Raw genomic sequence first — 14,259 nt, 5'->3', positions numbered from 1 at the left:
TCAGCCGCCCTGCTGTTGCTGCTGCTGCGGGAGGTTGCGCGGCTCGCTGCCCGTGGCGGTGATGCCCTGGGCGCAGAGGGCGGTCGGGCCCTCGACGGAGGCGTTGACGCGCAGCGCCTTGATGAACTCGTCGATGCGGCCGTCGTTGGCGTTGTCGACCTTGAGCTGGTAGCCCCACGCCTGGATGGAGATCGGCTTGTCCAGGCCCGGGAACGGGCTCATCAGCAGCTTTTCCTTGCCGCGCACCTTCTCGGCGAGCTTGTCGACCTGGTCCTTGGGCAGGTCGGGGCGGTAGGTGATCCACACCGCGCCGTGCTCGAGGCTGTGCACCGCGTGCTCGCTGGCGATCTGGGCGTCGTAGACGTCGCCCATGCAGTTTTGCCAGTCGTTGTTGTGCTGGCCGCCGACCGGCGGGCTGACCGGGTACTGCACCTTGCCCTGCACGTGCTGGCCGCCCTGGGCCATCGCCGGGTCTTTCTCCCGGTAGTTGACGATGCCGTCGATGTCGGCGGCGCGGTCTTCCCAGGAGCGGGAGCCCTGGAACGCCGCGTACGCGCCGTAGCCCACGATGGCGACCGCGAGCAGGCCGACCGCGACGAAGAGCGCGATCGGGCCCCAGCTGCGGCCCTGGCTGACCTTGACCGGCGTGATCGGCTTGCGCGGGCCCTTGCCGCCGCCGCCCTTGCCCGCGCCGCCGGGCTTGCCGCCGCCGGCGCCACCACCCTTGCCACCCGAGGAGCCGGAGCCGCCCTTGCCGCCACCGGACGTCTTGCCCGATGAAGCAGAGCCAGCCGGCGCCTTCTTACCGGTGCTGACCACGGACGGACGGCGCTGGTCGCCGGCCGGGGTGCTTATGCTCATGGTGCCTCGTCTGGTCGGTCGGTCACGGGGGTGGCGGATCGAGCGCGGGCACAGGGTCGCCGCCGAGGGACCCACTGTACCCCCGCTAGCATTGCTCGGTGACTCCCGCCAAGCTCGCTGAGGCTGTCCTCGCCGCTGCCCACGCGCTCTTTTCCGAGCGTGGGCTCGATCCTGCCGCTCTGCCAGCATCGACCACTGTCGAGCGCCCGCGCAACCCCGAGCACGGCGACTACGCATCGACGATCGCGCTTCAGCTGGCGAAGAAGGTGGGGGTCCAGCCCCGTGACCTGGCGTCCGGCATCGCCGACCACCTGGGTCGGACACCCGGGGTCAAGTCGGTCGACATCGCCGGTCCGGGCTTCCTCAACATCAGTCTCGACACGGCCTCCGCGGGTCAGCTCGCCCGCGTCGTGGTGCAGACCGGCCAGGGGTACGGGCACAGCGACCGCCTCGCCGGCCAGAGGATCAACCTGGAGTTCGTCTCCGCCAACCCGACCGGGCCGGTGCACATCGGTGGCGCGCGGTGGGCGGCGCTCGGAGACGCGCTCGCCCGGCTGCTCCGCGCCACCGGTGCCGACGTCGGCACCGAGTACTACGTGAACGACGCCGGTGCCCAGATCGACCGCTTCGGCCGCTCGCTGTTCGCGGCGGCCGAGGGGCGGCCGGTGCCCGAGGACGGCTACGCGGGTGCGTACATCCAGGAGATCGCCGACGAGATCAAGAAGGAGCACCCGGACGCCGACGAGGCGACGTTCCGGGTCGAGGGCGTGGCGAAGATGCTGCGTGAGATCCGCGCGTCGCTGGCCGAGTTCGGCGTGCCGTTCGACCTCTTCTTCAGAGAGTCCCACCTGCACGAGAGCGGTGAGCTCGACACGGCACTGGCCCGGCTGCGTGACCAGGGCCACGTGTACGACGCGGACGGCGCGATCTGGCTGCGCACCACCGACTTCGGCGACGACAAGGACCGGGTGCTGCGCAAGTCGGACGGTGAGTGGACCTACTTCGCCGCCGACTGCGCCTACTACCTCGACAAGCGCGAGCGTGGCTTCGACCGGCTCGTCATGCTGCTCGGCGCCGACCACCACGGATACATCGGCCGGATGCGGGCGATGGCCGCGTGCTTCGGCGACGACCCGGAGCGCTCGCTGGAGATCCGCATCGGCCAGCTCGTCCACCTGGTCAAAGACGGCGAGCCGCTGCGGATGAGCAAGCGGGCCGGCACGGTCGTGACGATCGAAGACCTGGTGGAGTCGATCGGGGTGGACGCCGCGCGGTACGCGCTGGCTCGCTTCTCCTTCGACTCGCCGATCGACATCGACGTCGACCTGTGGACCCGCAGCACCCGCGACAACCCGGTCTACTACGTGCAGTACGTGGCCGCGCGTACCGCCAGCGTCGCCCGCAACGCGGCCGAGGTCGGGCTGACCCGCGGCGAGGCCGACGACTTCCGCCCCGAGCTGCTCGGCCACGAAAAGGAGCAGGACCTGCTCAAGGCGCTCGGCGACTACCCGGCGATCGTGGCCGCGGCGGCCGAGCTGCGCGAGCCGCACCGCGTGGCCCGCTACCTGGAGGAGCTGGCCGGCTCGTACCACCGGTTCTATGACAACTGCCGCATCCTCCCCATGGGTGACGAGCCGATCGGTGATCTGCACCGCGCGCGGCTGTGGCTCAACGACGCCACCCGTACCGTGATCGCCAACGGACTGGACCTGCTGGGCGTCTCGGCGCCGGAGAGGATGTAAGGCTTGCGCGCGCACGAAGCGGGGGCACTGCACGGAGAGCTGGGCAGCACCGGGCCGGCCTGGCTCCGTACCCCCGAAGACGTCAACGTGATCCTGCCGCAGCTGTGGCCCAGCGGCGTGGCGCGCGCCGCCGACGGCGCGCTCGCCATCGGCGGGGTCAGCGTCCGCGACCTGGCGGAGGAGTTCGGCACCCCGGCGTACGTCCTCGACGAAAACGACCTGCGCGAGCGCTGCCGCGACTTCCTGGCGGCGTTCGCCGGCTGCGACGTGTACTACGCGGGCAAGGCGTTCCTCTGCCGGGCCGTGGTGCGGATCATCGCCGAGGAGGGGCTGCACCTCGACGTTTGCACCGGTGGCGAGCTGGCCACCGCGCTGTCGGCCGGGATGCCGCCGGAGCGGATCGGCTTCCACGGCAACAACAAGTCGGTGCCCGAGCTGACCCGCGCCGTCGAGGCCGGGGTGGGGCGGATCATCGTCGACTCGTTCCACGAGATCGAGCGGTTGACCGAGATCGCCCGCAGGCTGGACAAAACGCCCGCCGTGCTGCTGCGGGTGACGGTCGGCGTCGAGGCACACACACACGAGTTCATCGCGACCGCCCATGAAGACCAGAAGTTCGGCTTCTCGCTGTCGGGCGGGTCAGCTTTCACAGCCGCCGCAAGGATCATCGACGACGGCGTGCTCGACCTGCGCGGGCTCCACTCGCACATCGGCTCGCAGATCTTCGACACCAGCGGCTTCGAGGTCTCCGCCCGCCGCGTGCTTGGGCTCCAAGCGCAGATCCGCGACGCCCGCGGTGTCGAGCTGCCCGAGCTCGACCTGGGCGGCGGCTTCGGCATCGCGTACACGACGCAGGACGACCCGGCCTCCCCGTCCGACCTGGCCAAGCGGCTCGACAAGATCGTGGCCGACGAGTGCGAGTCGCTGCGGCTGGCGCTGCCCCGCCTGTCGATCGAGCCGGGGCGGGCGATCGTGGGGCCGGCCGTCTTCACGCTGTACGAGGTGGGCACGGTCAAGGACGTCGACGGTATCCGCACGTACGTGAGCGTCGACGGCGGCATGAGCGACAACATCCGCGCGGCCCTCTACGGCGCGACGTACTCGGCGACGGTCGCCTCCCGCGCCTCGACCGCGCCACCCATCCTCGCCCGGGTGGTGGGAAAACATTGCGAGTCCGGTGACGTGGTCGTTAAGGATGAATTCCTGCCCGCCGACGTGCAGCCCGGAGATCTTCTCGCCGTGCCCGGCACCGGCGCGTACTGCCGGAGCATGGCGAGCAACTACAACCACGTGCCGCGGCCTCCGGTGGTTGCGGTGCGTGACGGGCGGGCGCGTGTGATCGTCCGGCGGGAGACCGAAGACGACCTGCTGGCATTGGATGTGGGATGAAGCCTGTACGGGTGGCGCTGTTGGGGTGCGGCACGGTCGGCTCGGAGGTGGTCCGGCTGCTGCACCAGCAGGCCGGTGACCTCACGGCCCGGATCGGCGCCGCGGTGGAGATCGCCGGCATCGCCGTGCGGCGGCTCGGCCGTGATCGGGGTGACCTGCCCGTCGACCCGGCGCTCTTCACGACCGACGCGCTCGGCCTGGTCAAGCGCGACGACGTCGACGTGGTGGTCGAGGTTGTCGGCGGCATCGAGCCGGCCCGCACCTGGCTCGTCGAGGCGCTCCGGAGCGGCAAGAGCGTGGTCACCGCCAACAAGGCGCTGCTGGCCGAAGACGGCGGCTCGCTGCACGACGCGGCCACCGACGGCGGCGCCGACCTCTACTACGAGGCGGCGGTGGCCGGCGCGATCCCGCTGCTGCGCCCGCTCCGCGAGTCACTGCACGGCGACACGATCACCCGCGTCACCGGCATCGTCAACGGCACCACCAACTTCATCCTGTCCTCTATGGACGCTACCGGCGCCGGTTTCCAGGAGGCACTGGAGGAGGCCACCGCCCTCGGCTACGCGGAGGCCGACCCCACGGCAGACGTCGAGGGCTTCGACGCGGCGGCGAAGGCGGCGATCCTCGCGTCGCTCGCGTTCCACAGCCGGGTGAGCGCCGCCGACGTGCACCGCGAAGGCATCACCGAGGTCACCGCCGCCGATATGGCCAGCGCCAAGGCGATGGGCTGCACGATCAAGCTGCTGTGCATCGCGGCGCGCGTCGACGACTCGGTGAGCGTGCGCGTGCACCCGGCGATGATCCCCCGGTCACACCCGCTGGCGAGCGTCGGCGACGCCTTCAACGCGGTCTTCGTCGAGGCCGCGGCCGCCGGCCAGCTCATGTTCTACGGCCGCGGCGCCGGGGGCGCGCCGACCGCGAGCGCCGTCCTCGGCGACATCGTCGCGGTCAGCCGCAACAGGCTCGCCGGGGTACGCGCCGCGAGCGAGTCCCGCTACGCCGACCTGCCGATCCGCCCGATGGGCGAGGCGGTCACCCGCTACCACATCAGCCTCGACGTGGCCGACCGCGCCGGCGTGCTGGCCGCGGTGGCCGGCGTCTTCGCCAAGCACGACGTCTCCATCGCCACCGTCCGCCAGTCCGGCCGCGGCGACGAGGCGGTCCTGGTGATCGTCACCCACGCCGCCCCCGACGCCGCACTCGCCGCCACGGTGCGCGAGCTCCAGCAGCTCGACATCGTCCGCTCCATCGCCAGCGTCCTCCGCGTCGAAGGCATAGAGGCCACATAAGACGTCCGCGACGGGTCCAGACCCAATCCCACAATGCTTTAAGTGCCTATTTGCCCGCGTCCGTGGTTGGCAGCGGTCCGTATGCTCCCGCGGGCACCGCTCCCGGCCGGCTCCTCGCCCGAGGGGCTCGTCGAAACCCCGGCCGTCCGCTGCCGGGTCCGCCGTTGGTCACGGTCCAGTGCGGCGCAGCCGCTGGGGTGAGCTTTGCCAGCGGCGGACGGGCGAGGCCGCGGGAGCAGCGGTCGGGACCACCGCGGACGTCGCGGTAGCTCGCAATCTCCGGGTTTGGAAGATCCTCTAGGCGAGGTCGAGGGCCCGCGCGGCGGCGAGCACGTCGAGCTGGATGGTCGTGGGGGACGGGGCGGTGGAGATGGCCCACTCGGGGTCCTTCAGGCCGTGGCCGGTGACCGTGCAGACCACTGTGGAGCCGCGGGCGACACGGCCGGCCTCGGCTTCCTGGAGCAGGCCGGCGACGCTGGCCGCGCTCGCCAGCTCGACGAAGACGCCGACCTCGCGGGCGAGGATCCGGTAGGCGGTGAGGATCTGGCGGTCGGTCACGGCGGCGATCAGGCCGCCCGACGCGTCGCGGGCGTCGACCGCCTTGGTCCAGCTCGCCGGGTTGCCGATGCGGATGGCGGTCGCGATCGTGGACGGCTCGGGGACCACCTTGCCGGTGACGATCGGGGCCGCGCCGGACGCCTGGAAGCCGTACATCTTCGGCGCGCGCGTGGCGTTGCCCTCGTCGAGGTCTTCCTGGTAGCCCAGCCAGTAGGCGGTGATGTTGCCGGCGTTGCCGACCGGCAGGCAGTGGATGTCGGGCGCGTCGCCGAGCGCTTCGACGATCTCGAAGGCGGCGGTCTTCTGGCCGTGGATGCGGTCGATGTTGACGGAGTTGACCAGCGCCACCGGGTAGTCGAGCGAGAGCTTCGAGGCGAGCGACAGGCAGTCGTCGAAGTTGCCGCTGACCTGGAGCAGGCGGGCGCCGTGCACGAGTGCCTGCGCCAGCTTGCCGAGGGCGATCTTGCCCTGCGGCACGAGCACCGCGCAGGTGAGGCCGGCGCGTGCCGCGTACGCCGCGGCGGAGGCCGAGGTGTTGCCGGTCGAGGCGCAGATGATCGCCTTGGAGCCGCTCTCGACCGCCTTGGAAACGGCCAGCGTCATGCCCCGGTCTTTGAACGAGCCGGTCGGGTTGGCCCCCTCTACCTTCAAATAGACGTCACAGCCCAGCCGGGAGGAAAGCACGGGAGCGGGCACGAGCGGCGTGTTGCCCTCGTACAGCGTGACGACCGGCGTGGACTCCGTGACCGGTAGGCGGTCCCGGTACTGCTCTATAAGACCCCGCCACATGGCGATTCTCCTGTCTCGCGTCGCAGGTCCAGGATGCCCCACCCTCGCGCGCGCGGGTGTTCCCCGGCCGGCCAATAACCACCTACCGGGACGGGTCGCCCACGGAAAGAGTGAAAAGCGAGACGGAGGGGGCAGGTGAGGCCGGATGTCCTAGACCGCACCAGAGTGACGACCGCTAAGGTGAGCGCCGCATCCCTCGTGCGTTTCCCCACCCCTTGGAGTGAGCTCCGACATGTCGTTGTTCGCCAGACTCAGCCTTGCCAACCGCGGTCTGGTCGCGCTCGTCGCGGTGGTCGTCACCGCGTTCGGGGCGTTCGCCATCCCCTCGCTGAAGCAGCAGCTGCTGCCTTCGCTGGAGTTTCCCGCGGCGTTCGTGGTGGTGCCCTACCCGGGTGCCGCGCCGGAGATCGTCGAGCAGCGCGTGACCGAGCCGATCGAAAACGGCGTGCAGGGCATCGCCGGCCTCAGCAAGGTGACCTCCACGTCCAGCGAGGGCTCGGCGAGCATCCAGGTCGAGTTCGAGTTCGGCACCGACCTCGACGACGCGGTCAACAAGCTCCAGACCGCGCTCAACAGGGTGGAACCGCAGCTGCCCGACGGGGTGGAGCCGCAGGTTTTCGCGGGCAGCACCGACGACCTGCCGGCGATCGTGCTGGCCGCGTCGAACGCCGGGGGAGGCGACCAGAAGGAGCTGGCCAACCGTCTGGAGCGCACGGTCGTGCCCGAGCTGGAGGGGATCGACGGCGTTCGCACGGTCGAGATCACGGGGGCCCGCGACCAGGTCGTGACCGTCACGCCCGACCCGGCGAAGATGGCCGCCGCGCGCCTCGACGCCCGTGCCATCGGCGCGGCGCTCCAGGCCAACGGCGTGGCCATCCCCGCGGGCGGGCTCACCGCCGACGACAAGACGCGCACGATCCAGGTGGGTACACCGATCGCGACCATCGACCAGCTGCGCGAGCTGTGGCTGGCACCCGGCCCCGGCGCCCGCCCCGTGCAGCTCGGCGCGGTGGCGGTGGTCGAGCCGGGCCTCGCGCCGCCGACCGGGTTCACCCGCACCAACGGGCAGGACAGCCTCGGCATCGCGGTCACCGCCGCGCCCGACGGCAACGCGGTGGAGATCTCGCACGAGATCCGCGACCGGCTCGCGGCGCTCGGCGAGAGCGGGGGCGCGGCGCTGACCGTGGTGTTCGACCAGGCGCCGTTCGTCGAAAAGTCGATCGACAGCCTCACCACCGAGGGACTGCTCGGCCTGCTGATGGCCGTCCTGGTGATCCTTGTCTTCCTGCTGTCGGTGCGCTCGACGCTGGTTACCGCCGTGTCGATCCCGCTGTCGGTGCTCGTCGCGCTGATCGCGCTGTGGGTCGGCGACTACTCGCTCAACCTGCTCACGCTCGGCGCGCTCACGATCGCGGTGGGGCGGGTGGTCGACGACTCGATCGTCGTATTGGAAAACATCAAACGCCATCTCGGGTACGGGGAGGACAAGCGCCGCGCGATCCTCGACGGCGTGAAGGAGGTGGCCGGCGCGGTCACCGCGTCGACGCTCACCACGGTGGCGGTGTTCGCACCGATCGCGCTCGTCGGCGGGTTCGTGGGGCAGCTCTTCGCGCCGTTCGCGATCACGGTGACCGTGGCGCTGCTCGCGTCGCTGCTCGTCTCGCTCACGATCATCCCGGTGCTGGCGTACTGGTTCCTCCGCCCGGCCACCGGCGCCGGCGACGAGGCGAGCGTGCGCCGGGCCGCCGAGGAGCGGGAGCGGCACAGCTTCCTTCAGCTCGCGTACCTGCCGGTGATCAGCTTCGCCACCCGGCGGCGGTGGGCCACGGTGGGCATCGGCTTGGCGGTGCTGCTCGGCACGTTCGGGCTCTCGACGCAGCTGAAGACCAACTTCCTGGACGACTCCGGCCAGGACACGTTCGTGATCAGCCAGGAGCTGCCGCCGGGCACCAGCATGGACGCCACCGACGCGGCCGCGCGGCAGGTGGAGGGCGTGCTGGCGGGCCGGGACGACATCGAGTCGTACCAGGTGACCGCCGGCGGGGGCGGCGCGCCGTGGGAGGGCGGCGGGGTCACCGCGGCGAGCTTCTCGGTCACCGTCAAGGACGGGGTCGACTCCGGTGCCGTGCAGGACGAGCTGCGGGAGCGGCTGACCGGGCCCGGAGAGATCACCGTGGGCGGTGGCGGCGGTGGGCCGGGTGGCGCCTCTGCCGACGAGCTCCAGGTGATCGTCCAGGCCGCCGACACCGAGACGTTGGCGCGGGCCACCGACCAGGTCCGCGAGGCGATGGCGGGGACGCCGGACGTCGACCAAGTGAGCACCAGCCTCTCGGCCGACGTGCCGCGCCTCGACGTGGTGGTCGACCGGGCCACCGCCGCCCGCGTGGGCCTCACCGAGCAGGCGATCGGCCAGCTCGTCGCGCAGATCATGCGCGGCGCACCGGTGGGCCAGGTGGCGCTCGACGGGGTGCAGCAGGACGTGGTGGTCACCAACCCCAACCCGCCGGCCACCGTGGAGGCGCTGCGGTCGTACCGGATCGGCACCTTCCGGCTCGACGACGTCGCCGACGTCGACGAGGTCTCCGGGCCGGTCGAGATCACCCGGATCGACGGCGAGCGCAGTGCCACCGTCACCGGCACCGCGACCGGCTCCAACGTGGGCGCCACGACCGCCGCGCTGACCGAGCGCCTGGAGGGGCTCGACCTGCCGCCGGGCGCCACGTACCAGATCGGTGGGGTGAGCGCCGACCAGGCGGAGGCGTTCGCGGACCTCGGGCTGGCCGTGCTCGCCGCGATCGCGATCGTCTTCCTGATCATGGTGGCGACGTTCCGCAGCCTGATCCAGCCGTTCATCCTGCTTGTGTCGATCCCGTTCGCGGCGACAGGGGCGATCACCCTGCTGCTGGTCACCGGCACCCCGCTCGGCGTGCCCGCGCTGATCGGCGTCCTCATGCTCGTCGGCATCGTGGTCACCAACGCGATCGTGCTGATGGACCTGATCAACCAGTACCGCCAGCAGGGCATGCCGGTGCTGGAGGCGGTCGTCGAGGGCGGGCGGCGCAGGCTGCGGCCGATCCTCATGACCGCGATCGCCACCATCTTCGCGCTGCTGCCGATGGCGTTGGGACTCACCGGCGAGGGCGGCTTCATCTCGCAGCCACTCGCGATCGTGGTCATCGGCGGCCTGATCAGCTCCACGCTGCTCACGCTGGTGCTCGTGCCGACGCTGTACACGATGGTGGAGAGCTTCAAGGAGCGGTTCCGCCGGCCTGAGGTCGCCTTCGTCGGTCCGGCGCCGCGCAACGGCCACGAGCCGCTCGTCGCGCCGCCGCCGGCCAAGCCCTCGGCCGCACTGATCGAGGGCACCGACCAGTTCGAGGTGCTTCGCCTACCAAAGATCAAAAAACCGACCCAGTAAGCGAGCGAGTTGGCGCGGCGGCGTCTGGACGGAGCCGCCCCGCCGACGTAGTCGGGGTTTCGGGGTGGTGGAGGAAGACGTCGCCTTGGGCGCCGCACGAGCGAGCGAATCAGGCGGCACAGTAACGTTTGCGTACGTGGCGTCTCCCCTCTCGGTCCTTACGCGCAACCGCGACTTCCGTAACCTCTTCGTCGCCGAGCTCGTGGTTTTCGGCGCCGACTGGTTCGTCATGGTGCCGCTGCTGGTCCTCCTGCCGGAGCTGACCGGCAGCGGCGTCTGGGGCGGGCTGGTGCTGGCCGTCGACACCGGGCTTGTCGCGCTGCTGTTACCGGTGACCGGCACGGTCGCGGATCGGTTCGACCGGAAGAAGCTGCTCGTCATCTCCAACATCGCCGCGCTGCTCGCGGTAATGCTGCTCCAGACCGTGCGAGGTGCGGGCGCGGCGGCGCTGGCGCTCGGGGCGATCGGGGCGCTGGCGGTGGCCAAGGCGTTCTACTCGCCGGCGGCCCAGGCCGCGCTCCCCAACGTCGTGGACCCCGAAGATCTCGCCGCCGCCAACGCCGTCGCCGGCTCGGCGTGGGGCACGATGGCCGTCGTCGGCGCGTCGCTGGGCGGGGTGCTGAGCGCGGCGTTCAGCCCGTACACATGCTTCTGGGTCGCCTCGGCCAGCCTGGCCGTGGCCGCCGGACTGGAGTGGCGGATCCGCCGGCCCCTTCAGGCGCCGCGGGAGAGCGCCGAGGTCCACCCGCGTACCTGGACCGCGATCCGCGAGTCGCTCGCGTACATCGCCCACCGGCCGCGCGTGCTGGCGCTCGTCACGGTCAAGTCCGCGGTCGGGCTGGGCAACGGCGTGCTCACCGTCTTCCCGTTGCTGGCCGGCCGCTTCGGCGCGGGCGCGGTGGGCGCGGGGCTGCTCTTCGGCGTACGCGGCGCGGGCGCGCTGGTCGGCCCGCTCACGATGCGCAAGGTGCTCGGCCACCGCTCGTGGCTGCTGCCCGGCCTGGCGATCTCGATGTCCGCGTACGGCCTCGCCTACCTGGGCGTCGCCATCGCGCCGTGGTTTCCGCTCGTGCTGGCGCTGGTCTTCGCCGCGCACTTCGCCGGTGGCACCAACTGGATCCTGTCCAACTTCGCGCTCCAGGGCGAGGTGCCGGACCGCCTGCGGGGCCGGGTCTTCGCCGCCGACCTGATGCTCGCCACGCTCTCCATCTCGGTCAGCCAGCTCGCCGTCGCCGCGCTGGTCGACCACGTCGACGGGCGGGCGCTGATCGCCGGTTGCGCGACGGTCACCCTCGTGTACGCGGTCGGCTGGCGCATCGCCACGCGCGGCCTGGCCGCACCCGCCGTGGCGGAGGAAGCTCCCTGACGCTATCGTAGTGATATCACTTTGCTATCGAGGTTGTCGGGAGTCGTCATGGAGAGACCGGCTTTCCGGGTTTCCGGGTTCGCCGCCGTAGCAGCCCTGTTCGTGCTCGCCGTTGTCGGGCTGGTGGCGATCCTCGCCACGTCGGGCGGTTCGGACAGCTCGACGGCGCTGAGCATTACCGCCGTCTCGACGGCATACGCGGTGGTCGCCGCCGTGGCGGCGACCGGATTTACCGTCGTCAACCCCAATGACGCCCAGGTGGTGCAGTTCTTCGGGCGGTACGTGGGCAGCATCCGCGTGGCCGGCTTCCACTGGACGTTGCCGCTGACCGCCAAGCGGCGCGTCACGCTCCGCGTGCGCAACTTCGAGACCGCGCGGCTCAAGGTCTCCGACGCGGACGGCAATCCGGTGGAGATCGCGGCCGTCGTCGTGTGGCGGGTGGTCGACTCGGCCAAGGCCGCGTTCGCGGTGGACGACCACGTCGAGTACGTGGCGGTGCAGTCCGAGGCGGCCGTGCGGCACATGGCGACCAGCTATCCGTACGAGGCGCACGACAGCGGGCGGGCCAGCCTGCGGGACAGCTCGGTGGTGAGCGAGGAGCTGACCCAGGAGCTGCGTGAGCGGGTCGAGTTGGCCGGCGTCGAGGTGCTCGAGTCCCGCACCACCCACCTGGCGTACGCGCCGGAGATCGCCCAGGCGATGCTGGCCCGGCAGCAGGCGAGCGCGATCGTGAGCGCCCGGTTCAAAATCGTGGAGGGCGCCGTGGGTATGGTCTCCAACGCCCTCGACCGACTCCGCGACGAGCATGTCGTCGAGCTCGACGAGGAGCGCAAGGCGCAGATGGTCGCCAACCTGCTCGTGGTGCTCTGCGGCGACCGTGCCGCCCAGCCGGTGGTCAACACGGGCTCGTTGTACGGCTGACCCGAGGAAACTCATGCCCGAGCGCAAGAAACTCCTGCTCCGGCTGGACCCCGACGTCTACGACGCGGTGGCCAGGTGGGCCGCCGACGACCTGCGCAGCGTCAACGCCCAGATCGAGTTCGCGCTCCGCCTGGCCCTGAAGCAGACCGGCCGCTCACCGCGCCGTCCACCCCCGGACCCCACCGACGACTAGCGCCCGCGGCTCGACGCCGCGCCGCGCGCCCCCCGGCCTGGCCCCAAGAGGGCTGCCGTTCACCTGTCTGGCCGGGGATACGGGAGCCCTCCGCGGAATTCACGCCCAAGAGGGCTGCCCTCTTGGGACAAGGCGGCGGTGGGGCTTGCACCGCGGGCCCGGCGGCCCGCGGGAGCATGCGGTCCGCAGGTGACGCGGACGGGGGTAAATATGGTCAGAGCGCCTGGATGTGCCGGTCGTCCTGAGGCATGGGAAACGCCGGTGGGGCGGCAGGGCGGGCGCCGGCCAGGACGGCGGCGATGACGAGGGCCAGGCCGGTGGCGTGGATCAGCGTGAGGACCAGGCCCACCGCCGCCGTGATCAGGCCGAACTCGCGGGCGTTGAAGTCGCCGTCGGCGTAGACCCAGATGTAGCTGCTGGTCCAGGCGACGCCGAGGAGGATGCCGGCGAGCAGCACCGCGCAGCCGGATGTCGCCAGGGCGCGGGCCCGGCTCGTGAGCGTGTGGCGGCGGGTGGCTACCAGCACGAGGCCGACCACGAGCACGATCAGCGCGGGGAGCTGTGCCACGAACTGGATGGCGACGTACGCGAACTCGTCCACGGAGCCACCCTAGGAACGCCGATCAAGGCCCTACCATGGCCCCCGTGGCTCCCTCCTTCGTCCCCGGCGACGTGCGCGTACACGCCCCGGCCACCAGTGCCAACCTCGGCCCCGGCTTCGACGCGCTCGGGCTCGCGCTGGCGCTCTACGACGAGGTCTCGGCGCGGGTCGTCGACGGCGGCGTGGCGGTCGAGGTGAGCGGCGAGGGCGCCGGCGAGTTGCCGACGGACGCGTCCCACCTCGTGGTACACGCGATGTTCGCGGCCTTCGACGAGCTGGGCGGCCGGCCGCCGGGTCTGGCCGTGTCGTGCCTCAACCGCATCCCGCAGGCGCGCGGTCTCGGCTCCTCGTCGGCGGCGATCGTCGCCGGCATCCAGCTCGCCCGCGGGCTTGTCGTCGACGGGCAGCGTCGGATGGACGACGCCGCGGCGCTGCGCCTCGCCGCCGGCATCGAGGGCCACCCCGACAACGTGGCACCCTGCCTTCTTGGCGGCTTCACCATCGCGTGGACGGACGATGCGGGCGCTTTCGCCGTGACCCGGCGCCCGTCGCAGGTCGTACAGCCGACGATTTTCGTGCCCGCGGACCGCGGGTTGACCGCGGAGGCGCGGGCGGCGTTGCCGGCGACGGTGCCGCACGCGGACGCCGCGCGGTCGGCGGGCCGGGCCGCGTTGCTGGTCCACGCGATGACCGAAGACCCGGCGCTGTTGCTGCCGGCGACCGAGGACCGGCTGCACCAGCACTACCGCGCTCCCGGCATGCCGGCGACGTTTGCCCTGGTCACGGCGTTGCGTGAGGCGGGTGTGGCGGCTGTGGTGAGCGGGGCGGGACCCTCCGTGCTCGCGCTGTCACCGGTGCCGGAAGATTTCGCACCGGGAATGGGTTGGGCGGCACAACGGTTGGGAGTAGATGTCACCGGGGCCCGCGTTGAGGGGGTACACTGGGACACGCCGAGCGGACCACTGTTGCCGCAGGTCCGATGAGTTGATTACGCTCTGGCCCTAGCACAGTCGCGAGGCAATAGATCTCTGCGTGGCGGCGCACCCCGAAGCTTTCGGCGGTCAGTTCGTCTTATCCGCTGCTTAGGCCCACCGCTGCTGTGTTACAAACTCCCGCCCTGTTACGTGAGGCG

The 14,259-nt window shown here is 71.3% G+C and carries 10 protein-coding genes and 1 pseudogene; 8 read left to right on the top strand and 3 right to left on the bottom strand.

All coding sequences use genetic code 11. The features are described 5' to 3' along the window. Entirely contained in the window at positions 1-861 is an 861-nt protein-coding gene (locus ACTMTJ_RS29700; RefSeq protein ID WP_441221676.1) for a DUF3105 domain-containing protein, read from the bottom strand. 98 nt (positions 862-959) lie between these two features. On the opposite strand from ACTMTJ_RS29700, the gene argS reads away from it, so the two are divergent. Genes argS through ACTMTJ_RS29685 form a run of 3 tightly spaced genes read left to right on the top strand, consistent with a single transcriptional unit; the run spans position 960 to position 5,281 of the window. Further along, a complete protein-coding gene (gene argS, locus ACTMTJ_RS29695) occupies positions 960-2,603 on the top strand; it encodes an arginine--tRNA ligase (protein WP_441221674.1) in 1,644 nt (547 codons plus the stop codon). Positions 2,604-2,606: 3 nt separating this feature from the next. Continuing rightward, complete coding sequence (lysA, locus tag ACTMTJ_RS29690) at positions 2,607-3,992, top strand: diaminopimelate decarboxylase (RefSeq protein ID WP_441221672.1); 1,386 nt, start codon at positions 2,607-2,609, stop codon at positions 3,990-3,992. Next, complete coding sequence (locus ACTMTJ_RS29685) at positions 3,989-5,281, top strand: homoserine dehydrogenase (protein ID WP_441221670.1); 1,293 nt, start codon at positions 3,989-3,991, stop codon at positions 5,279-5,281. Before lysA ends, ACTMTJ_RS29685 begins: the two co-directional genes overlap by 4 nt. A 297-nt stretch (positions 5,282-5,578) precedes the next feature. On the opposite strand, the gene thrC is transcribed toward ACTMTJ_RS29685, so the two are convergent. Next, the gene (gene thrC / locus ACTMTJ_RS29680) at positions 5,579-6,628 is read right to left on the bottom strand and encodes a threonine synthase (RefSeq protein WP_441221668.1); all 1,050 of its coding nucleotides are present in this window, start codon (positions 6,626-6,628) and stop codon (positions 5,579-5,581) included. 232 nt (positions 6,629-6,860) lie between these two features. On the opposite strand from thrC, the gene ACTMTJ_RS29675 reads away from it, so the two are divergent. From ACTMTJ_RS29675 to ACTMTJ_RS29660, 4 genes are all read left to right on the top strand, one after another. Then, entirely contained in the window at positions 6,861-10,046 is a 3,186-nt protein-coding gene (locus tag ACTMTJ_RS29675; protein ID WP_441221666.1) for an efflux RND transporter permease subunit, read from the top strand. A 136-nt stretch (positions 10,047-10,182) separates the two neighbouring features. Further along, complete coding sequence (locus tag ACTMTJ_RS29670) at positions 10,183-11,412, top strand: MFS transporter (RefSeq protein ID WP_441221664.1); 1,230 nt, start codon at positions 10,183-10,185, stop codon at positions 11,410-11,412. A gap of 48 nt (positions 11,413-11,460) precedes the next feature. Then, the gene (locus tag ACTMTJ_RS29665; protein ID WP_441221662.1) at positions 11,461-12,333 is read left to right on the top strand and encodes an SPFH domain-containing protein; all 873 of its coding nucleotides are present in this window, start codon (positions 11,461-11,463) and stop codon (positions 12,331-12,333) included. Positions 12,334-12,346: 13 nt separating this feature from the next. After that, positions 12,347-12,526, top strand: coding sequence for a hypothetical protein (locus ACTMTJ_RS29660; protein WP_441221661.1), 180 nt, complete (start codon positions 12,347-12,349; stop codon positions 12,524-12,526). Positions 12,527-12,740: 214 nt separating this feature from the next. Here the strand turns inward: ACTMTJ_RS29660 and ACTMTJ_RS29655 are convergent, their stop codons facing one another. After that, the gene (locus ACTMTJ_RS29655) at positions 12,741-13,127 is read right to left on the bottom strand and encodes a hypothetical protein (protein ID WP_441221659.1); all 387 of its coding nucleotides are present in this window, start codon (positions 13,125-13,127) and stop codon (positions 12,741-12,743) included. 35 nt (positions 13,128-13,162) lie between these two features. Here ACTMTJ_RS29655 and thrB point away from each other — a divergent pair. After that, positions 13,163-14,115, top strand: a pseudogene (gene thrB / locus ACTMTJ_RS29650) (homoserine kinase). Positions 14,116-14,259 lie beyond the last annotated feature (144 nt).

Source organism: Phytohabitans sp. LJ34, assembly GCF_052068095.1.
In the GTDB taxonomy this organism is placed as follows: domain Bacteria; phylum Actinomycetota; class Actinomycetes; order Mycobacteriales; family Micromonosporaceae; genus Phytohabitans.
This window is presented reverse-complemented; position numbering and strand designations above follow the sequence as displayed.